A 19,779-nucleotide genomic window follows, 5' to 3' on the forward strand; every position below is an offset into this window, starting at 1 on the left:
ATGACGACCGAGACCGAAAGCCCCACGCTTGACGCGTTGATGAAGCTGTCTTCGGCGGAGGATATGTTCGCCTATCTTGGGCTGGAACCCGACCGCCACATCCTCAACGTGGCGCGGCTGCATATCATGAAACGCTTTGGCAGCTATCTGCGCAGCACCGATTTCTCGGGGCAGAGCGAAGACGAAGTGCTGGCCCAAACCCGCGAAGCGCTCGCCCGCGCGCATGATGATTTTGTCGCCTCCACGCCCTTGGCGGAAAAGGTCTTCAAAGTGTTTGAGACCCAAGCCGCACGCCAAGCCAATAAGTTTGTTGGGCTCGATAGCTTGAAGATTAACCCGCGCTGAGCCGCGCGACTGCCGGGATATTTCGCGCCTGGCATGATCCGTGCTGCATTTTTGCGCATACACCCCATGGCCACGCGGCCCCGTTGTCGCAGGCCAGTCATTGTCGCCGTTCCGGCCCGACCCATTGAGATAGGATGATCCCATGGACCTCGTGCAGACGCTATCACAACGCCAATCGATGCAGATGGGGGGGCAGATGCTCCACTCTCTGGCGATCCTTGGCATGTCGTCACAGGATTTGTCGGATCATCTCAACGAACAGGCGACCTCAAACCCCTATCTTGCCTATCGCGCTCCGGCGGCCTTTGCCGCGCGCGGCGGGGCGGATTTCGATGCCGTTGCCGCGGTCGCCGCACATAAGCCGAGCCTGATGGCCCATGTGGTCGATCAAATCGAGATGGCCTTCACCCATGCGGGCGACCGGATGGTGGCGCTGCGGTTTGCGGAATCGCTCGAACCCTCGGGCTGGTTGAGTGCTTCGGTTGAAACCATCGCGCTTTCGGCGGGGGTGTCGACCGCGCGGGCCGAGGCGGTCTTGGCAACGCTGCAGGGCTTTGAACCGGCCGGTCTCTTTGCCCGCGATCTGCCCGATTGTCTGATCATTCAAGCGCGCGAAGAAGACATCCTGACCTGGGAGGTCGAATGCCTTATTCGCAATATCAATCTCTTGGCGGAAAATCGGCTCACCGATCTGGCCGATTTGTGCGATTGTGAGGTCTCGGACATTCCAGAGATCGTCAAACAAATCCGCCATCTGAACCCCAAGCCGGGGCTGGCCTTTGACCATCAGCCGACCCCGGTCTTTCCGCCGGACCTGATTGCCATTCGCGGCGACGAAGGCTGGACGGTGGAACTCAACCGCGCGACCTCGCCCTCTATCACTGTGCGCGAAGACCGCTTGCCCGATGGCAAAGCCGATAAAGCGGCCCGGGCGGAGCGGCGCAAAGCGCTGGCCGAGGCGCGCGCTTTGGCGCAAGCGCTCGAACGGCGCGGCGATACGCTGTTGCGCACGGCGGCGGTACTGGTCGCGCGCCAATCTGCTTTCTTGGAAAAGGGGCCCGCTTATTTGGTGCCGCTCACGCTCGAAGATGTGGCCGGGGAGCTTGGATTGCATGCGTCCACCATCTCGCGTGCGGTTTCGGGCCGGATGATTCAAACCCCGGTGCGCGCCCTGCCGCTGCGGGCGTTCTTCTCCCGTGCGGTCTCGACCGGGGCAGGGGGTGCGGCGGTCTCGCGCGACTCGGCGCTCGATTTCGTCAACCGCGTTGTGGGCGACGAAGATCCCGCCAATCCGCTCAGCGATGATGCCATTGTGGTGCTTGCCGAACGGGCTGGCCTGCGGCTTGCGCGCCGCACCGTGGCGAAATACCGCTCCACGCTTGGGCTGGCTTCGTCTTACGAGCGCCGCCGCGCGGCCTTGGCTGGATAAGTCGCATTCAAGATATAGAATGCCGCTTTTCGCGCCACTCTGCGCCCTGTCGCTAGAAACTTGTGCGCCGCCCTGTGACGGAACGCAAAATTGAGCGACATAACCGCCCAGCACCCTAGTTGCTGGCCCCGCAAACCCCAGATCAAGCGCATGATGTTTTGGGGAGGCCACGGCAGCGAGGTGGCAAGATGCGATTCTTTCGCGCAGTGACACAAAGCATGCGGTTGGGCAGTGAGAAGCTTCAGCCAAGGGTTTGCGCCACGCCGCCTTTAGCCCGCAACAGGGATCTGAAACAATGACCGACCATACGCCCGTCTCCGAGGACAGCCGTCCCGTGGCGCGTCCGCGCAAGCGTTCGGCCCGCCAGATCGCCGATAGGCTCGCGCTTGATGCGATCTATGAAATTGCGAAAACCTTCGCAGGTGCCCCCGACCCGATGGCAGTGGTGCCGCAAATTTTCAACGTTCTGTCTTCCTTTCTTGATTTGCGCCATGGGGTGCTTGCGGTGCTGGCCGAGCCTGACGGCAAGGATAAGCGCGTAAATCCCTATCGGATTGCGGCCACCTCTTTCCGCCGTGATCCCGATGCCCCACCGTCCGATGTTTTGCCCGATGCGGTGGCGCGGATCGTGTTTCGCTCTTCCGTGCCGTTCGTGGCCTTTGATCTTGAAGAGGAATTCGGTCCCGAGGCCGTTCCTCCGCGTTTGCGCGACAGTGGCCAGACGTTGATTGCGGTGCCGCTGCGGGACCCGGAGCGGAGCCATTTCGTGCTTGGTGTGCTGGCCGCTTATCGCAGCCACGACCATAAGCGCGCGGGCTATTCCGATGCCGATGTGCGGGTGCTGACGATGGTTGCTTCGCTTTTGGAGCAAGCGCTGGCCTTCCGGGCACGGGTGGCGCGCGACCGCGAACGCGCGCTCGAAGATACGCGCCGGATGCTGCAAAGCATGACCGATCAACGCGGGATCAGCCAGCCGCCTGTCACAATTGACGGGATCATCGGCGATAGCCCTGCGATCTCTGAGGTCGTGGCGCAGGTCAAACGCGTGGCCGGCACCAAAACGCCGGTGCTTTTGCGCGGCGAAAGCGGCACCGGGAAAGAGCTTTTTGCCCGGGCTGTGCACAGCCAATCGCCGCGTGCGAAGGGGCCGTTCATCCGGGTGAACTGCGCGGCGCTTTCGGAAACGTTGCTTGAATCCGAACTTTTTGGTCATGAGAAGGGCGCCTTTACCGGGGCCAACGCGCTCAAGAAGGGGCGCTTTGAGTTGGCCGATAGCGGCACGCTCTTTTTGGATGAGATTGGGGAGATTTCGCCCACCTTCCAAACGAAGCTCTTGCGCGTGCTGCAAGAGGGTGAGTTTGAACGCGTCGGCGGTACCCGCACGCTGAAAGTGGATGTGCGTATTGTTGCGGCCACCAACCGCGATCTGGAAGAGGCCGTTGCGCGGGGGGAATTCCGGGCCGATCTTTACTTCCGGATTTGTGTCGTGCCGATCGTCTTGCCGCCGCTGCGGCAGCGCAAATCCGACATTAAGCCGCTGGCGCAATTGTTCTTGGATCGGTTCAACAAGTCGAACGGGACGAATGTGAAATTCGCCTCTGATGCGTTTGACCAGATTTGCCGCTGCAAATTCCCCGGCAACGTGCGGGAGTTGGAAAACTGCGTGAACCGCGCCGCCGCGTTGTCGGATGGGGAAATCGTTTTGGCCAACGAGCTTGCCTGTTCGCAAGGGGCGTGTCTCTCGGCAGAACTTTTCCGCTTGCAAGAGGGGGCCTCGCCCATCGGCGGTTTGGCGTCTGGCCGCACGATCACGCCAAGCGTGCGCGCGCCTGCCTCGCCGCCGCCCGCCTATTCCGCGCCGCCGATGGCCCCGCCGCCCCAAGCGGCCCCGCCGATGTCGACGCCGCCAATGGCGCCCCCGGTCGCGGCACCCGCGCCGGAACACATGGTGCAGCCTGCTGCCGCTGCGCCCTATGAACATCATCCGCACCCGGAACCCGAAGAAGTGCATCAGGTGCGCCGCAAGACCTCCAACATCACCCGCGATGAGTTGATCCGGGCGCTGGAAAGTGCGGGTTGGGTGCAGGCCAAAGCGGCACGGCTTTTGGGCATGACGCCGCGCCAGATCGCCTATGCGCTGCAAAAGTTCGAGATCGAACTGCGCCGGATTTAACGCGCGGCTCTTAGTCCACCCGGTTTCGACCGGGGCGCGCCCGAGGCCCAAATGCGGCTTCGGGCGCTGCTCGTTCCAAAGCTTGGCACAATCATTGTCGGACAAGCGACAAACTTCGTGCCAAACTCCCACAAAGTGCCCGAAAATGCCTTGGCACGGTCTTTGCTAGATATCCCCTGAACGCGCATTACAGCAAGGGGAAGCACCATGTCTGGAAATATCGTCTCTCTCGGCGGGCTGACCATCGGTTCGAAAGACGCGCTAGAAAAGGCGATGGCCTCTGATGGCTGCTCCAGCTCCGGTGCAACGGGCTGCGGCTCGAAACAAGCACCCGAAGATATGGACCCGGCAACCTGGGCGAAGGTGAAAGACCACCCCTGCTATTCGGAAGAGGCGCACCATTACTTCGCCCGGATGCACGTGGCCGTTGCCCCGGCCTGCAACATTCAGTGCAACTACTGTAACCGCAAATATGACTGCGCCAATGAAAGCCGCCCTGGGGTGGTGTCTGAACGCCTGACGCCCGAAGAAGCCGCGCGCAAGGTGATTGCGGTCGCCAATGAGGTGCCGCAACTTTCGGTTTTGGGCATCGCTGGGCCAGGCGATAGCTGCGCGGATTGGAAAAAGACGAAAGAGACCTTCACCCGCGTCACCGAAGACATTCCCGACATTCGCCTATGCCTGAGCTCGAACGGGCTCGCGCTGCCTGAACATGTTGAAGAACTGGTCGATATGAATGTCGATCACGTCACCATCACCATCAACATGATCGACCCGGAAGTGGGCGCGAAGATCTATCCGTGGATCCGCTACGGCAACAAACGCTATTACGGCGTTGAGGCGAGCAAAATTTTGCACGAACGGCAGATGCTTGCGCTCGATATGTTGGTGGAACGCGGCATCTTGGTGAAGGTGAACTCGGTCCTGATCCCCGGCATCAACGACGAGCACCTGCTCGAGGTGAACAAAGAGGTCAAGCGCCGCGGCGCGTTCCTGCACAACATCATGCCGCTGATTTCGGACCCGGCGCATGGCACGCATTTTGGCCTCACCGGCCAGCGCGGCCCGACCGCGGCGGAACTGCAAAAGGTGCAAGAAGCCTGTGCTGGCGGCGCAAATCTGATGAAACACTGCCGCCAATGCCGCGCCGATGCGGTGGGGCTGTTGGGCGAAGATCGCGGCCAAGAATTCAGCCTCGACAAACTGCCGGAAGAGGTCGCCTATGATCCGGCAGCGCGCGAGACCTACAAAGATTGGGTTGCGAAAGAACGCGAAGATCGCCGTGCGGCGGCAGAAGATGCCAAAGCGGAAACCGGCGCGAGCGTGGCTGAAACCGCGCCCAAGCTTTTGGTTGCCGTGGCCACCCAAGGCGGCGGGCGCATCAACCAGCACTTTGGTCATGCCTCGGAATTCCAAGTCTTTGAGGTGGATACTGATGGCGTGCGCTTCGCTTTCCACCGCCGCTGCGACAATTACTGTGTCGATGGCGCGGGCGAGGAAGATCGTCTGGATCGGGTGATTGCAACGCTTGAGGGCATCGATACAGTGCTTTGTGCGAAAATCGGCGATTGCCCGCGCGAAACGCTGGCCGAGGCGGGCATCACGGTGCTGCAAGACCACGCCTATGACTACATCGAAACCGCCGTTTCCGCCGTTTACCGCGCGCGCATGGGGCTCGCCCCGGCGCGAGCCGAACGCGCCTAAGGAGGGACCATGCCCGAGGGACCGGAACCGCTGGATTGGGAGGGCAGGGCGCTTGATTGCGATAGCTGCCGCTTCCGGATGCGGCTCGACCTTGGGCAATGCGGTCTGGGCTGGTCGTGCCTGAATGACCGCTATGCCAAGCGGATTGAGCGGTTTTTTCTGCTCAATCCCGAACTGGCCGATGAAAACCTCGCCCATCCCTATTTCGAAACGCGGGTGAATGCGGCGCGGCTGGCCTCTGTCTTCCGGTTGCCGCGGCTGCTGGACGATCCGGATCCGGCGGTGCGCTCGATGGCGATTTTGCGGCTCCCGCAGGCCAGCGCCGAGCGGCTGATGGATGACCCGGATCGCAATGTGCGCATTGCCGTGGCTTGGCGGTTGCCGCCAAACAAACTCCTGCCGCTCGTGCATGACGACGATCCCGGTATCCGGCTGGTTGTTGCGCGTCGTGCCGAAGAGGGCATGCTGCCGGTGATGATCTCTGATCCCGACCCAGAGGTGCGCACCCATGTTGTGCGCCGCATTGGGCCGGATTGGATTGATCGCTTCCGCACCGACCCCGACCCGCTTGTGCGCCGCGAAGCGGCACGCCGCCGCCCGATGCTGTTTGTCGAAGACCACGACATCCGCGTGCGCCACGCCGCCGCCGAAGAGGGCTGTGAAAAGGTGCTCGCGCATCTGATCGACGACCCCGAAGAAATCATCCGCGAGACCGCCTCCGCGCGGCTCGCCAAGCTGGAAGGAGCCGCAGATGTCGACTGATGACCGCGAAATCGAGGTGTATCGCCAACCGCTTTATCTGCCGGGCGACAAGGTCGTCTCGCGCAAGCAGGTGAAGAACGATGGCACCATGCCGGGCTGCGAGATTGGCGAGATTGTCGTGAAAAAGGGCGATGTGGGCTATGTCCGCGACATCGGCACCTTCCTTGGCCAGTTCTACATCTATGCCGTCGATTACCTCGAACGCGGCGCGATTGTGGGGATGCGCGAGGCAGAAATCACCCCCGCAGAAGAACTGCGCGCCCGCGACGATGATCGCCCCGCGCTACAATCCCACATCGTCACCCGTGACATGCTGCAAAAAGCCTGATTTTCCCTATTTCTCCAAGGAGTAAGCCCGATGAAAGTGATGATCCGCGAAACCGCCAAGGGCATTGAAGCCTATGTGCCGAAAAAAGACCTTGAAGAGATGGTGGTCGAGCAAGAAAAGCCGGGCCTTTGGGGCGGCTGGGCGAAGCTTTCGAACGGTTGGGTCTTTGCGATGCCCGAGTTTGACACGCCTCCCGCGCTGCCGGTCACGGTCGATGCGCGCAAGCTTTCCGACGAGGATTGAGCATGGCCGATCTCGACCTGCTGGATACCGCAATGGCCGAGGTGGCGCAGGGGAAACGCGTCCCTTACCTTGGCGCCGAGGTCTCGGCCCTGTCAGGGAGCGAGGCGCCCTCCACCCCGCCCGCGCTCTCGGCGATTTTGGAAAGCAAAGTCCGGGTGCCGCGCCGTGCGGTGGGCAACCTTTGGGCCGTGGCGCAATATATCGAAAGCCGCAAGTTCCGGGGTACGCTCAATAAATTGGTGCGTGATGCCTTTGCCGTGCCGCCCGGCGGCGCGAACCCGGTCTATGATTGGCTCGCCCGTGTGCGCCCGCCGATGGTGGTGGATAGCTGGTATGATGACGCGATTTTGCGCGCCTTCGGGCCGGGGCGCGATGATTGGGGCTATGTCCAAGGTGTGAGCCGCTCAGGTGGCTGGACCGAAGATTACTACCGTGCCTTCACCGCAGGTGGCGGTGAATTGGATGCGGCTGACCCAAACTGGCCAAGCCTGATCTACAAGCCGCATGGGCTTGCCACGGCAGAGGGCTCGTTCCTGATGTCGGATGCCGATTATGTGGAAGTGCTGACCGAGATCGACATTCAAACTCCGATCCCGGAAGAGGTGCAAAACCGCCGCACGGGCCGCCCGTTCCTGTTCTTGGGCTGCCGGTTCGACGATCAGCTTTTGCGCATCTACGCGCGCCAAATCGCCAAGCGCTCGGGCACGGGCCATATTGCGGTGATCCCCGGTCCGCTGACCAAGATGGAAGAAAAATTCTTTGAGGAATTGTCCATCACCCGGATCGACGCACCGCTTTCGGAAGTGACAGAACGACTCACGGTTGCGGAAGGATAAACCCTTTCTCCCGGTTTCACCCAATGCCGATTGCGCATGGCTGACGTGTGCAATCGGCGCTTGTTTTTGGGCCTTTTCGGCGCGACCCTGATCTTAGCCGATGTTGTCGGCTGTCGTGACCCGGAGGGGCCCACAGGCGGGCCGGAAAGGACAGGCATGAAGCTTAGCGCACGCAATGTTCTGACGGGCACCGTAACCGCCATTGAGGTTGGTCAGGTTACCTCCCATGTGAAAATCGACATTGGCGGTTCGATTGTGACCGCCGCGATCACAAATGAAGCCGTCGCCGATTTGAGCCTGAAAATAGGAGATCGGGCCAGTGCGATCATCAAGGCAAGCGATGTGATTGTCGGCCTTTAGGGGCTGTCTTGTCAGGGCGGAAAGGGGCGCGAACGGCCAAGGTGCTCGCGCCCCTTTCGCATGTTTAGGCAATGGGTTGGGGCGCGAAGTTCACGCCATGCCAATATGCACTTTCACGTCACGCGGCGGCGCGGTGTAGGGGGCCGAAGTCACCAGAACATGCGCGCCAGTTGCGGCGTAATCTGCCGCGTTTTTCGCGTTGATGCCGCCTGCAGCGGCGACTTTGCCCGGCCAATCGGGGCCAAGCGCTGCCACGGTCGCAGCGACCTCGGCGGGCGGGAATTTCTCAAGTTGCAGCACCTCGGCCCCGGCTTTGGCGGCGGCAAGCGCCTCGTCACGGCTCGATACTTCCACCACCACGCGCCGCTCCGGGCAGCTTTGGCGCAAAAGCGCGATTTGCGTGGCCAGTGCGTCTTCCCCACCAAAAACGCGATGCTCGGCAAAAAGCAGAACTGTATCAGACAGCCCCGCGCGGTGGATTGTGGCCCCGGCAGCGGTGATGGCCTTGAGCGAAAGCGCCCGCGTGCCCGGCACCGATTTGCGCGTGCAAGCCACGGAAATGGCGGGGTTCACTGCCTGCGCAGCGCTCAGAATGTCGCTTGCACAAGAGGCCACGCCCGAGGCCCATTCCATCAGCGTTTGCGCGACCTTCCAGCCCGCATGCAGCGCCTCCGCCTGACCGCGCCCAAACAAAAGCATCTCGCCTTCTTCGACGCGTTTGCCAGAGGGGCAGGCGATCCATGCTTCTGCGCCCAGCAGTTGGAAAATCCGCACCGCTTCTTCAGAGCAGGCCACCGTCATCGGCGCGCGCGCGCGCATGGTGATTTCGCCCGCATCGGTGGCAATGCCAAGGCTGCGGGTGGTTAGATCGCCCGCAGGCACATCTTCGCGGATCAGCGCCATCAGCGCGGTATCATCAATCACGAACATCGTCGTCCTCTTGCCAATCGGGGGCTGTTTCCATCGAGGTGCTGGGGTGTGAAAGCGATGTGGCTTTCAGCCGCGCCACAATCGGCTCCCCCGGCGCAAAGCCCAAGCTGTCCCAGGATTTGCGCGAAATCCGCGCCAGCAGCAAGGCACCGCCCGTCTCGCGCCCTAGCTTCAGCCGTACGGTGATCAGCGGGCTGCCATTGGGCTCGGGTTCCGCGCTCAAAATCGTGGCGGGCAGCGCGTTCAAAATGGTCGTGTCAGAGGGTGGGTTGCGCCCAAGGCTGACATCGGCCGCCGGGATACGCATCCGCCGCCGCGCGCCCGCAGGCCCCAGCCGCCCCGGCACGACGATCACGCCCCCCGGCACGGCGATCTGGCTGAGCCCATAGGCGTCATCGACCGCGACCACCTCGCCCTCTAGCACCGAGGCCAGATCGGGGCGGTGAATAAGCGGCAGATCCGGGTCGGCGAGCATCGGGGCAAGTGGGCCTTCTGCCCGCACGCGGCCCCTTTCCATCAACACCAACCGGTCTGCCAGACGCTCCACTTCGGTCATGTCATGGCTGACCAAGATCACCGGCATTTCAAGCCGTGCATGGAGCCGTTCGAGATAGGGCAAAATTTCCTCGCGTGAGAGCCGGTCGAGCGCCGAAAGCGGCTCGTCCATCAACAACAATTCGGGCTGGGACAGCAGCGCGCGCCCAATCGCCACCCTCTGGCGTTCCCCCCCCGACAGCGTGGCGGTGGGGCGCTCAAATAGTGGCGCGATACCCAGAAGTGAAACGACCTCTTCTTCGCCAACGCGCAGGGGGCCTTTGGCGCGTTTGAGGCCGTAGCAAAGGTTGTCGCGCACGCTTAGATGCGCAAAAAGGCTCGCTTCCTGAAACACATAGCCCACCGCACGGCGATGGATCGGGGTAAATTTGCGCCCAGCTTGCCAAGTTTTGGCACCGACGGTCAATTGCCCGTCAGGCAGACGCGTCAGCCCCGCCATGCAACGCAATACCGTGGTTTTACCGCAGCCCGAGGGGCCGAATAGTGCGGTAACGCCGTGGCCCAAGGCCTCGAACTCTGCATCAAGCACAAAGCCGCCGATGCGCCCTTTGAAACTGGCGTGGATCATGGCCGCGCCCCCCCGCGCGCGCCAAGCCGCCGCTCAATCAGCATCATCGCGAGGATCACGGCGAAAGAGAGCACCAGCATCAGCCCAGCCAAAAGATGCGCTTTGTTCCATTCCAGCGTTTCGACGTAATCAAAGATCGTGACCGACAGAACCTTTGTGCGCCCGGGAATGGCGCCGCCGATCATAAGCACCACGCCAAATTCGCCCACCGTATGCGCAAACCCCAAGATCGCCCCGGTTGAGATGCCGGGCAGGGCCAGCGGTAGCGCGACGGTGCGAAAGGCGTCCCACGGGCTTGCGCGCAGCGTTGCCGCCACCTCCATCGGGCGCGGGCCCATCGCGGTGAAGCTGTTGCGAATGGGGTTCACGACAAAGGGCAGAGAATAGACGACCGAGCCCACCACCAGCCCCGCAAAGGTGAAGGAGAGTTTTTGCCCCAAAAGCGCTGTGAGCGGTGAATTGGGCCCCATCGCGATCAGCAGATAAAAGCCCAAAACCGTGGGGGGCAACACGATGGGCAGGGAGACGACCGTGCCCACCACGTCTTTGGAGAGCCCGCCCGGTTGGGCGAGCCACCATGCCAAGGGCGTGCCAATGATCAGCAACACCACGGTGGTGACCCCGGCCAATTTTAGCGTCAGCGCCAGCGTTTGCAGCATTGCCGGGTCATAAAGGCTCGCCCAATCCATCACTTACTCCCCGGTTTCATAGCCATATTTGACTATGATCGCGGTCGCGGCCTCTGTCTTGAGAAAATCAAGGAACGCCTGCGCGGCCGGGTCATTCGCCCCGGGGGTAAGCAGCACCGCATCTTGTTTGATCGGGCTATAAAGATCGGCGGGCACGACCCAGCTTGAGCCGCTCGTATCGCCCGCCACCTGCGACATGGCCACAAAGCCCAAAGGCGCATTGCCTGAGGCGGTGAATTGATAGGCCTGCGCGATGCTTTTGCCGGTGATGATCTTGTCTTTCAGCGCGTCGCTGAGCCCAAGCGCGGCAAGCACCTCCATCGCCGCCGCGCCATAGGGGGCAGAGCTGGGGTCGGCAATTGCCACATGCTCGGGCGCGGCTTGTAGCGCTTCGGGGCCGGTTACGGTGTTGGGGTCGGTGCTCCACAGCACCAGCTTGCCCTGCGCATAGGTAAAGGCGCTGCCGGGCACGCCAAAGCCTTCCTCAATCGCCTTGGTCGGGCGCGCCGCATCAGCCGAGAGGAACACCTCAAACGGCGCGCCTTGGGTGATTTGCGTGTAAAACTGGCCCGAGGGACCAAAAGATAGCGTCACCTCATGCCCGGTTTCGGCGGTGAAAAGCGCGGCAATCTCTTGTGCGGGTTTGGTGAAATTGGCGGCGACGGCGGCCATCACCTCATCGGCTTGAACCGGGGCGGTAAGCGCCAAAAGCGCGGGCAGGGCAGTCAAAAGACGGGGCAGGCGGGCAATCATTTTAGTCCTTTCTTCGGGCAGGCCCGAGGTGGAAAGCGCTATATACTATACCTGCATAGCGCCTGCGGGGTGCGTGCCGCAATCGGGGTGCGGCGCCCCGCCTCGGGCAGGGTGCCACTTGGCCCAAGGATTGCGTGGCTATGTGAGGGAATATTGAGCAATTGCCTCGCAATTGCGCGATTTTGAAGGATGTGCTGGCGGCGTAGGTGCATCATCGGTGGTCATCGCCCTGCGCTTAGGTCAATTTGGCGGCAGACAAGCCGGAAGGACAGGCCATGACAGAAGGGTTGCGGGGCGCGCTGACGCTGGAACGCACCGGGGCGCGGATGGGCGCGGAGCGGGTGGCGCTTTTGGCCGCCGTGGGGCGCACCGGCTCTATTTCCGCTGCCGCGCGCGAGCTGGGGCTCAGCTACAAGGCCGCTTGGGATGGCGTGAAGGCAATGAACAACCTCTTTGCCAGCCCGTTGGTCACGGCGGCGCCCGGTGGGCGTGCGGGCGGCGGCGCTGAACTGACCGAGGCCGGCCAACAGGTGATTGCCACCTATGGCGAGATTGAAGCCGAGCTTGCCAAACTGCTGAGCCGCCTTGAGAACCGTCTTGAACTGGCGCCCGCACAGGTGTTGCGGGGGCTGAGCCTGCGCACTTCGGCGCGCAATGTCTGGGCCTGCAAGGTGATCAGCGTCTTGGCGGATCGGGTGAGTGCAGAGGTCAAGCTTGACCTTGGCGGGGCGCAGCTTGTCTCTGTCATCACCGCACGCTCGGCGCGCGAACTTGGCTTGATGCCGGGGGTAGAGGTGCTTGCGCTTGTGAAATCCAATTTCGTGCTGCTCACGCGTGAAGAGGCGCCGCGCGTGTCTATCCGTAATCGGCTTTTCGGCGTGGTGATGGAGCGGATTGACGGCGATCTGGGTACCGAAGTGGTGCTGGATTTGGGGGGCGGTAAAACGCTCGCCGCCGCAATTACCCGCGAAAGTGCCGAAGGATTGGCCCCCGAACCGGGCGAGCGGATTACTGCACTTGTCAAATCAAGCCATGTGATTCTGGCGCTGCCCTAAGGGAAAACGTGCCACGCACGCGCAGCCCAGCGTAACGCTTTCCCGAAGTTTGGCCAAAGCTGGAACGGCGGTTTTTCAAGGGTTTTCAGTCAGATTTCTTCGTGCTTTCAAGGGGCAAAGGCCGGGGTTCGCCCGGCGAAAGCTGACCGGAGAGACGATATGAGCCGCATTTTTGAAGACAATTCCCGTTCTATTGGGGGCACGCCTTTGGTGAAGCTGTCGCGCCTTGGTGCGGGGCTGGGGGCAACGGTGCTTGCCAAGATCGAAGGCCGCAACCCGGCCTATTCGGTGAAATGCCGCATTGGCTCGGCGATGATCTGGGATGCGGAAGAAAAGGGTCTGCTGACCCCGGGCCGTGAAATTGTCGAACCCACCTCGGGCAACACTGGGATTGCGCTCGCCGCCGTGGCTGCCGCGCGGGGCATTCCGATCACGCTGACCATGCCCGAAACCATGAGCCTTGAGCGGCGCAAGTTGCTGGTGGCTTACGGTGCGAAACTGGTGCTGACCGAAGGCGCCAAGGGGATGGGCGGGGCGATTGCCAAAGCCAAGGAAATCGCGGCCTCGGACCCGAAATACGTGCTGCTGCAACAGTTCGAAAACCCGGCGAACCCGGCGATCCATGAGCGCACCACCGGTCCCGAGATTTGGGAAGATACCGATGGTCAGGTGGATGTCTTCGTGGCGGGCGTGGGCACCGGCGGCACGATCACCGGGGTGAGCCGCTACCTGAAACAAAACCGCGGTGCCGATGTGAAGGTGGTGGCGGTGGAGCCTTCGGCAAGCCCTGTGCTGACCCAAGCCCGCGCGGGCGAAGAGATCAAACCCGGCCCGCATAAGATCCAAGGCATCGGTGCGGGCTTCGTGCCGGGGGTGCTCGACCTCAAGCTGATCGACGAGGTCGAACAGGTCAGCAATGAAGAGGCGATGGAAGTTGCTCTGCGTCTGGCCCGAGAAGAGGGCATTTTGTGCGGCATTTCCTGCGGGGCGGCCACAGCGGCGGCGCTGCGGCTGGCGCAAAAGCCCGAAAACGCGGGCAAGACCATCGTGGTGATCTTGCCCGATTCTGGCGAACGCTACCTGTCCTCGGCGCTTTTTGAGGGCATGTTTGATGCCTCTGGCGCGCCCGTCTAAGGCTTAGAACAGGAAATCATCCACACTCAGCGCGCTGGCCGTCACATCGGCCAGCGTGATTTGAACGCTGTCGAAGCTGATCAGTGTATCCGTGCTGATTTGCGTGATGTGGCTCGCGATATCGGACCAGCTGCCGATGTCGCGCAGACCCGTCAGGTTCAAAAGGTCTTCGCCGATGGTGAAATCGGTGATCGTGTCGGCGCCGTCGCCATCGGCAAAGATGAACGTATCCGCATCGCCGCCGCCGGTTAGCAGGTCATCGCCCGCGCCGCCCATGATCTGGTCATTGCCCCAATCGCCAAGGATCGTGTCTTGCCCGGCATCCCCAGACAGATAATCGTCGCCGATGCTGGCTTGAATACGATCATTGCCGTCGCCGCCATAGACGATATCGGAATCGCGGCGATCCAAGCTGCGGGCGATATAGACATCGTCGCCTCCATTGAGCATCACGAGATCGCTGCCGCCTGTGTCAATCACGCGGTCTACCCCGTCGCCGCCCACAAGCGTGTCATCGCCTTGGCCGCCGCGCAGCATTGAGCCATCATTTGAGGCGGTCAGGTAGTCGTTGCCATTTCCGCCCGACAGCGTGTCAATGCCACCGTGGCTGGTCAGGATTTCGTCGCCCGCCCCACCACGCACAAGATCGGCGCCGCTGTCATAGGTATCGATGAACGTGTCATTGCCGCGGCCAAGATCAATACGATCATCGCCTGCGCCGCCGGTCACGGTGTCATCGCCCGCACCGGAAAAGATCGTGTCATTGCCATCATCGCCAAAGATCAGATCATTGCCGATGTCGGTGGTGATCCGGTCGTTGCCCGCGCCGCCATAAACGCTGTCCCCCGCGCCAAGGCTGTCCCCCGTGCCGGTGTAGCGGTCATCGCCTGCGCCAAGGTCAACGTAATCTTCGCCGCCCGCGTCGGTGACAAGGTCATCTCCCGCAGCGCCAAGCATCGTGTCATTGCCAAGGCCACCATCCAGCGCTGCGCCGCCCGATCCTGCCGTCAGATTGTCATCGCCATCGCCGCCCGACAGGCTGTCAAAGCCGCCCGCGCTGCTGATCGTGTCATTGCCATCGCCGCCCAGCACCGTGTCGTTGCTATCATCGCTGGTGTCGAAGAAGATATCGTCTCCCGCGCCGAGATCCACGAAATCGGCCCCTTTGCCCGCGGTCACCCGGTCATTGCCAAGGCCCGCGGCAATCGTGTCATCGCCATCGCCCGCGTCAATCGTATCATTGCCGGCGCCACTGTCGATCGTGTCATTGCCCGCACCGCCCGCAAGGCTGTCATTGCCCGTCGTTCCGAAAAGCTGCATCGGCGCGAGAGGGGTATCTTCACCCGGCCCGGTGACGAACAGGAAATGCGCCGCGATCAGTCCAGCAATCGTGTTGCCGGCCAAAATCAGCGTGCCCGCTGCCGTGGCAATCGTGACCCCGTTCACGCTCTCTGACATCAGCGCAAGCAGGCTCGACCAATCGGTGAGCGAGGCAATCGCGGACACGTCGATATAATCCGTATCCCCAAAATCGGTGATCGTGTCGGAGCCAAAGCCACTGGTAAAGACGAAGGTATCCGCCCCGTCGCCCCCGGTGAGCGTGTCATTGCCGGCCCCGCCTGTCAGCGTATCATTGCCGCTGCCACCATCAATCACGTCATTGCCCGCACCGGACGAGATCTCATTCGCGACCGTGTTGCCGGTGATTGTGTCATTGCCGCTGCCGGTGTGCAGGTTCTCAATCACCGTGCCTGTGGCAATGATCATGTTGCCCGTGCGCCCGAAGACGTTGGAGATTGCGCCTGCGGTGAGGTCGATGCGGCTGGCTTCACTGCGGTCCGAGAAATCCACCAGATCCGTGCCCGAACTGTCGGTGAGCGTGAAGGTGACGGAGCTTGAATGGTTCGCAACGCCCAGATAATCAAGCCCCCCCCCTGCGGTCGACCCCACGCCATAGACGGTGTTTCCACCATGGGCGGCAACTGGCGCACCATAGAGGCTTTGCATCGCAACGATGTCATATTGCATCGGCGTCAGCGTATAGGCGTAGGAGGCGTTGATATAGCTGTTCTGCGTTTGTGAGAAATAGGACATGATCGTCCCTTGCCAGCTGTCATTGGCAAAGAGCGCGTTGCTCGAATAGCTGGCCGAGCCGTTGTAATTGCCCGCATGGCCAAGGCCAAGCGCATGGCCGATTTCATGCACATAGGTCTGGAACCCATATCCGCCGGGGGTATCGCCGTAGCGGCTGACCCAATCGGTGGAGATGCTGACCGTGGCAGAGGTCATCTTCCCTGCGTAGTTCCACCAAAAATTCGTATAGGCGCCCGAGCTGCTGTGTTGGAAGGTGATCTGCCCGCCAGAGCTTTTTTCAATGAAGTGGATGTTGGCGGTATTGCTCCACTCTTCAAATGCCTTCGCGATCATCGCGCGTTCATTCGCCGTCATATCCGACGCGACAGAATAGGTCACAGTGCGTGTGCTGGTGAGCGCCCATGGATGCGACACGCCCCCCCAATAGCCATGGGTCAGCTGCCATGCTGCTTGTTCGGGGGTATAGACGGGCAAAGCCATGAAGCACTCCTTTGCGACGGGCGTGCGCAACCGGGCTTCGCGAAGCGGGCTTCGGGAAGCAGGGCCGACCTGCGCCGGCGGTTCGGTGGCGACACGGGAATATGAGGGTCCGAGTTCTTCGGAAGTTCGGGTCTCGATAGGTTTTATACTGCCTGAAATCTGTTTCCGCCAAGAGAATAGTCTACGCAGGAAGGGGGTATTAGAGGTTTGGGCCGCGGGTAAATAAAGACTGGGTAAATGCGTGATTAGGGGTCCAGTGCGTAATTGTGGCGAGGCAATTGAAATGGGGCGATTTGTGGGCGCCTAAAAGGAGGGAAAAGGGCAAGAAAATTTGGCATATGAGACTGAGTCGGAGCCGCGTGAGAGGTGGCCAGAATACCTTGCGGAATTGGTCCTGATCTACGACCCGCGATGCTTGCGGGCAATTGATCAGTGTCTCTTATTATTTTGCATTTTAAAATGTGATCTGCGGTTATTTCCGCTTTTCATTCTGTTTTTTTATGCGCATCTCTGAAGATATTTTATTTGCGGCGTGAGGTCTTTTGAACTGATGCCTGCGCGCAAAAATGCCTGTGGCAGCATAAGTTTCGGTGCGCGGCACGCCCTTGCCGAGGGCTGCACTGGCTCGCTAGAGTGATCCATTGGCCTTGCCCCGGGGGGAACGGTGGAGATTTTCGTGCTGATTATTTTGCTCGCCGTGGCGGGTGGTGTTGCGGGGCTCGTTGCGCTCTTGCTCAGCCTTGCCAATCTGCGCAGACGCGTGTCTGCGCTTGAAGCGCGTCTTGCGCTGGGCGGGGACGAAGCCCTCCCTGTGCCAGAGGCCGTAGAACCGGAGCCAGTCGCGGCTTCCTGGCCGCCAGAGCGGGATGAACCTGCACCACAGGCTCCTCCGGAAGCGGCTGCAGCGCCCGCGATGCCTCCGCCTTTGCCTGCTGCAGCCCGCGTGCCTTCTGAGCCGAGCTTGGTTGCACTGGTTTGGACGTGGTTGCAGGAAAATTGGTTTTATGCGGTTGCGGCGGTTTCGCTCGCACTCGCGGGTATTTTCGCCGCGCAATATGCGGCCGAACGCGGGCTCTTGTCGCCCACCGCGCGGGTGATGCTGGCCGCGGCCTTCGGGGCACTGCTCATTGGCGCGGGAGAGGTGATCCGGCGCCGTTGGGGCGACGCGCCAGAAACGGCGACTGCCTATCTGCCCTCGGTCTTTTCGGGCGCGGGCGTGGTCACGCTTTACGGGGCGGTCTTAACAGCACAGATGCTTTATGGGCTGATTACCCCTGCGATGAGCTTGGGTCTTTTGGTCATGGTCGCCGTTTTGGCGATTGTGCTGGGGTGGTTCTATGGCCCGCTTCTGGCGCTGGTCGGCTTGCTTGGGGCCTGCGCCGCGCCGTTTTTGGCGGGAGGCGCGCCCGGTTCTGAATGGATGATCGCGGGCTATTTCGGGCTGGTAATGCTTTCTGGCCTGTCTATCAACGCGCTCAAGAAATGGCGCGCGGTGGATGAACTGGCCCTGATTGCGCCCTTTGCCGCCATGTTTCAGATCGCGCATCTTTCTCAGACTTGGGCTGCGGCGCTTGCCTATTTCGCCCTTGTGCCGGTGATTGGGTCGGTTTTCTTGGGGGGCGCCTTGCGCCCATGCAGGCCCGCACAGACCATTGTCGCAAAACTACAGTCAGGGGCGGCGCTGATTGAAATCGGTTGGCGCGACTTCTTCATGCGGCTTGTCTGGATCGGCGCGGTGGCGGGGCTCTTCTCGGTGATCGGGGCAGAGGAACCGCAACTGGCTGCCGCTTTGGCCGCGCTGACCGGGCTCACGCTACTGGCGACATTTTGGAGCCTGCGCGCGCCGGGGGCTGTGGATTTTGCACTGGTTGCCGTTGCTGGGCTTTATCTGCTCGCGCCCCGGATCGTGCCAACACTCGTGGATATGGGGGAGGAATATCCGGCGCAGGTTTCGGCCACTTTGTTTTACCTGTTGATCGCAGCGGGGGCCGTGATCTCACTCGCTTGTGCTTGGCGGTCTGCGCGCGGCGTGGGGCGTGATGCGATCGCTTGGGCAATTGGGGCAGCCGTTGCCGGACCGGGGCTTTTGGTGCTGCAAGAGGTGATGAATGCGCCGGGCGCGGTGATTGGGGCCAATACATGGGCGGGCATTGCGATGGGCTTTGCCGCTTTGGCGACGCTTTTGGCCGAGCGCGCATGGCATCGCGACGCGCCGGATCGGGAACGTGTTTCGCTTGCCGTTTTGGCGGCGCTGTCGCTGATCGCGCTTGCGCTCTTTATCTGGTTCACGAAAGCGGCGCTGAGCGTGGCACTGGCGGTTTTGGTGCTGAGTGCCGTTCTTATGGATCTGCGCTGGAAACTGCCCCGGCTGGCGGGCTTCGCGCAAGTGGGCGTGATGGTTCTTGTCTGGCGCACGCTGGTTGATCCGGGCCTCTTTTGGGGGGTCGATCATGCCAGATGGTTCGAGATCGTGCTGGCCTATGGGGCCCCGGCACTTGCCTTGCTTGTTGCGGCTGTGGCTTTGCGCAGCGCAGATCGGCCCCTGACCCGAGCCGCCCTTGAGGGGGGCGGTGCTGTGGTTTTGGCCATGGGGGCGAGCGTGGTGCTGATCCGCGCGTTTGAGGCCACCGAACATCTTGTCTTTGGTTTGACCGGCGCAAGTTGGTGGCTCGCTGGCTGGGCCTTGCTGCGCACCGCCTCTGTCACGGCGCCCAAGCAAGAGGCGGGAAGATTGGCGCGTTTCGCCCGGCTGCTGCGGCTTACGCTTGGATGGCTCGATCTTGCGGTGGCGAGCCTCGCTTTGCTGCTGGCCTTGGCGCTCAACCCGCTTGTCTGGCGGTCCTTTGAGATTGTCGGGCCGGTGTTCTTCAACTCCATGACGTTTGGCTATTTGCTGCCGGGGCTGATCATCTTGGCGATGGCCGTAACTCTGAAGGGGCTCAAGAAAGCGGTGCGGATCATCTTTGCCGGTTTCGGCTCGGTGCTGGTCTTGGCGTATTTGTTTTTCAGCGTGGCACAGATTTGGCGTGGCAATCGCCCGGCTGCCTTGCCGATGGGCGAGGGCGAATTGTGGAGCTACACCGCGCTGTTGCTCCTTATTGGTGCCGGGCTTTTGGGAGCCGCGCTGTGGCGGCGTTCTAATCCGCTGCGCTACCTCGCCGATGCGGTGCTGGTGGTGGCGATCATCAAAGTGTTCTTTGTTGATGCCGCCGATCTGGGCGGGCTGGTGCGGGCGGGGTCATTCTTGATCCTTGGCTTGGCGCTGGCGGGTTTGGCTTGGGTGAACCGCCGCGCGGCTTTGGCAAGCGTGCCGCCTGCGCCCGAAAGCTAGGGCTGGACGG

Annotated in this window: 17 protein-coding genes; 12 read left to right on the forward strand and 5 right to left on the reverse strand. The window is 61.7% G+C overall.

From position 1 onward, the window contains the following. The 9 genes from nifW (at position 1) to BW967_RS12555 (ending at position 8,180) form a co-directional block, all read left to right on the forward strand. A complete protein-coding gene (nifW, locus tag BW967_RS12515; RefSeq protein WP_076485416.1) occupies positions 1–345 on the forward strand; it encodes a nitrogenase stabilizing/protective protein NifW in 345 nt (114 codons plus the stop codon). Positions 346–487: 142 nt separating this feature from the next. Continuing rightward, positions 488–1,774, forward strand: a complete 1,287-nt coding sequence (rpoN, locus tag BW967_RS12520) for an RNA polymerase factor sigma-54 (RefSeq protein WP_076485417.1) — start codon at positions 488–490, stop codon at positions 1,772–1,774. 295 nt (positions 1,775–2,069) lie between these two features. Beyond that, positions 2,070–3,947, forward strand: coding sequence for a nif-specific transcriptional activator NifA (gene nifA / locus BW967_RS12525; RefSeq protein ID WP_076485418.1), 1,878 nt, complete (start codon positions 2,070–2,072; stop codon positions 3,945–3,947). A gap of 207 nt (positions 3,948–4,154) precedes the next feature. Beyond that, entirely contained in the window at positions 4,155–5,651 is a 1,497-nt protein-coding gene (gene nifB / locus BW967_RS12530; RefSeq protein ID WP_076485419.1) for a nitrogenase cofactor biosynthesis protein NifB, read from the forward strand. A 9-nt stretch (positions 5,652–5,660) separates the two neighbouring features. Further along, on the forward strand, positions 5,661–6,413 hold the full coding sequence (locus BW967_RS12535; RefSeq protein ID WP_076485420.1) for a 4Fe4S-binding leucine-rich repeat protein: 753 nt from the start codon (positions 5,661–5,663) through the stop codon (positions 6,411–6,413). Further along, positions 6,403–6,741, forward strand: coding sequence for a nitrogen fixation protein NifZ (locus BW967_RS12540; RefSeq protein WP_076485421.1), 339 nt, complete (start codon positions 6,403–6,405; stop codon positions 6,739–6,741). The genes BW967_RS12535 and BW967_RS12540 overlap by 11 nt, the downstream gene beginning before the upstream one ends. Before the next feature lie 30 nt (positions 6,742–6,771). Continuing rightward, the gene (gene nifT / locus BW967_RS12545) at positions 6,772–6,984 is read left to right on the forward strand and encodes a putative nitrogen fixation protein NifT (protein WP_076485422.1); all 213 of its coding nucleotides are present in this window, start codon (positions 6,772–6,774) and stop codon (positions 6,982–6,984) included. Between the two features lie 2 nt (positions 6,985–6,986). Further along, positions 6,987–7,820, forward strand: a complete 834-nt coding sequence (locus BW967_RS12550; protein WP_076485423.1) for an SIR2 family NAD-dependent protein deacylase — start codon at positions 6,987–6,989, stop codon at positions 7,818–7,820. Between the two features lie 156 nt (positions 7,821–7,976). Next, on the forward strand, positions 7,977–8,180 hold the full coding sequence (locus BW967_RS12555) for a TOBE domain-containing protein (RefSeq protein ID WP_076485424.1): 204 nt from the start codon (positions 7,977–7,979) through the stop codon (positions 8,178–8,180). 90 nt (positions 8,181–8,270) lie between these two features. On the opposite strand, the gene modD is transcribed toward BW967_RS12555, so the two are convergent. From modD to modA, 4 genes are read right to left on the reverse strand one after another with little or no spacing between them, the layout of a single operon-like run. After that, positions 8,271–9,110: a ModD protein gene (gene modD, locus BW967_RS12560; RefSeq protein WP_076485425.1), complete on the reverse strand. Its 840-nt coding sequence runs from the start codon at positions 9,108–9,110 to the stop codon at positions 8,271–8,273. Further along, a complete protein-coding gene (modC, locus tag BW967_RS12565) occupies positions 9,097–10,233 on the reverse strand; it encodes a molybdenum ABC transporter ATP-binding protein (protein ID WP_076485426.1) in 1,137 nt (378 codons plus the stop codon). Before modC ends, modD begins: the two co-directional genes overlap by 14 nt. Then, positions 10,230–10,922, reverse strand: coding sequence for a molybdate ABC transporter permease subunit (gene modB, locus BW967_RS12570; protein ID WP_076485427.1), 693 nt, complete (start codon positions 10,920–10,922; stop codon positions 10,230–10,232). The genes modC and modB overlap by 4 nt, the downstream gene beginning before the upstream one ends. 3 nt (positions 10,923–10,925) lie before the next feature. Next, a complete protein-coding gene (gene modA / locus BW967_RS12575) occupies positions 10,926–11,675 on the reverse strand; it encodes a molybdate ABC transporter substrate-binding protein (protein ID WP_076485428.1) in 750 nt (249 codons plus the stop codon). A gap of 275 nt (positions 11,676–11,950) precedes the next feature. Here modA and BW967_RS12580 point away from each other — a divergent pair, with 275 nt between their 5' ends. Then, the gene (locus tag BW967_RS12580; RefSeq protein WP_076485429.1) at positions 11,951–12,730 is read left to right on the forward strand and encodes a TOBE domain-containing protein; all 780 of its coding nucleotides are present in this window, start codon (positions 11,951–11,953) and stop codon (positions 12,728–12,730) included. Positions 12,731–12,889: 159 nt separating this feature from the next. After that, entirely contained in the window at positions 12,890–13,864 is a 975-nt protein-coding gene (gene cysK / locus BW967_RS12585; RefSeq protein ID WP_076485430.1) for a cysteine synthase A, read from the forward strand. 3 nt (positions 13,865–13,867) lie between these two features. Here the strand turns inward: cysK and BW967_RS12590 are convergent, their stop codons facing one another. Continuing rightward, the gene (locus BW967_RS12590; RefSeq protein ID WP_076485431.1) at positions 13,868–16,438 is read right to left on the reverse strand and encodes a M10 family metallopeptidase; all 2,571 of its coding nucleotides are present in this window, start codon (positions 16,436–16,438) and stop codon (positions 13,868–13,870) included. A gap of 676 nt (positions 16,439–17,114) precedes the next feature. Here BW967_RS12590 and BW967_RS12595 point away from each other — a divergent pair. Then, on the forward strand, positions 17,115–19,769 hold the full coding sequence (locus BW967_RS12595) for a DUF2339 domain-containing protein (protein WP_139327834.1): 2,655 nt from the start codon (positions 17,115–17,117) through the stop codon (positions 19,767–19,769). The last annotated feature ends 10 nt before the right edge of the window (positions 19,770–19,779 follow it).

This window comes from Rhodobacter aestuarii (genome assembly GCF_900156655.1).
In the GTDB taxonomy this organism is placed as follows: Bacteria; Pseudomonadota; Alphaproteobacteria; order Rhodobacterales; family Rhodobacteraceae; genus Rhodobacter; species Rhodobacter aestuarii.

Excerpts from the sequence above, each read along its gene's own strand:
- nifW (WP_076485416.1), top strand. The coding sequence starts at position 1 with ATGACGACCGAGACCGAAAGCCCCACGCTTGACGCGTTGATGAAGCTG.
- rpoN (WP_076485417.1), top strand. The coding sequence starts at position 488 with ATGGACCTCGTGCAGACGCTATCACAACGCCAATCGATGCAGATGGGG.
- nifA (WP_076485418.1), top strand. The coding sequence starts at position 2,070 with ATGACCGACCATACGCCCGTCTCCGAGGACAGCCGTCCCGTGGCGCGT.
- nifB (WP_076485419.1), top strand. The coding sequence starts at position 4,155 with ATGTCTGGAAATATCGTCTCTCTCGGCGGGCTGACCATCGGTTCGAAA.
- BW967_RS12535 (WP_076485420.1), top strand. The coding sequence starts at position 5,661 with ATGCCCGAGGGACCGGAACCGCTGGATTGGGAGGGCAGGGCGCTTGAT.
- BW967_RS12540 (WP_076485421.1), top strand. The coding sequence starts at position 6,403 with ATGTCGACTGATGACCGCGAAATCGAGGTGTATCGCCAACCGCTTTAT.
- nifT (WP_076485422.1), top strand. The coding sequence starts at position 6,772 with ATGAAAGTGATGATCCGCGAAACCGCCAAGGGCATTGAAGCCTATGTG.
- BW967_RS12550 (WP_076485423.1), top strand. The coding sequence starts at position 6,987 with ATGGCCGATCTCGACCTGCTGGATACCGCAATGGCCGAGGTGGCGCAG.
- BW967_RS12555 (WP_076485424.1), top strand. The coding sequence starts at position 7,977 with ATGAAGCTTAGCGCACGCAATGTTCTGACGGGCACCGTAACCGCCATT.
- modD (WP_076485425.1), bottom strand. The coding sequence starts at position 9,110 with ATGTTCGTGATTGATGATACCGCGCTGATGGCGCTGATCCGCGAAGAT.
- modC (WP_076485426.1), bottom strand. The coding sequence starts at position 10,233 with ATGATCCACGCCAGTTTCAAAGGGCGCATCGGCGGCTTTGTGCTTGAT.
- modB (WP_076485427.1), bottom strand. The coding sequence starts at position 10,922 with ATGGATTGGGCGAGCCTTTATGACCCGGCAATGCTGCAAACGCTGGCG.
- modA (WP_076485428.1), bottom strand. The coding sequence starts at position 11,675 with ATGATTGCCCGCCTGCCCCGTCTTTTGACTGCCCTGCCCGCGCTTTTG.
- BW967_RS12580 (WP_076485429.1), top strand. The coding sequence starts at position 11,951 with ATGACAGAAGGGTTGCGGGGCGCGCTGACGCTGGAACGCACCGGGGCG.
- cysK (WP_076485430.1), top strand. The coding sequence starts at position 12,890 with ATGAGCCGCATTTTTGAAGACAATTCCCGTTCTATTGGGGGCACGCCT.
- BW967_RS12590 (WP_076485431.1), bottom strand. The coding sequence starts at position 16,438 with ATGGCTTTGCCCGTCTATACCCCCGAACAAGCAGCATGGCAGCTGACC.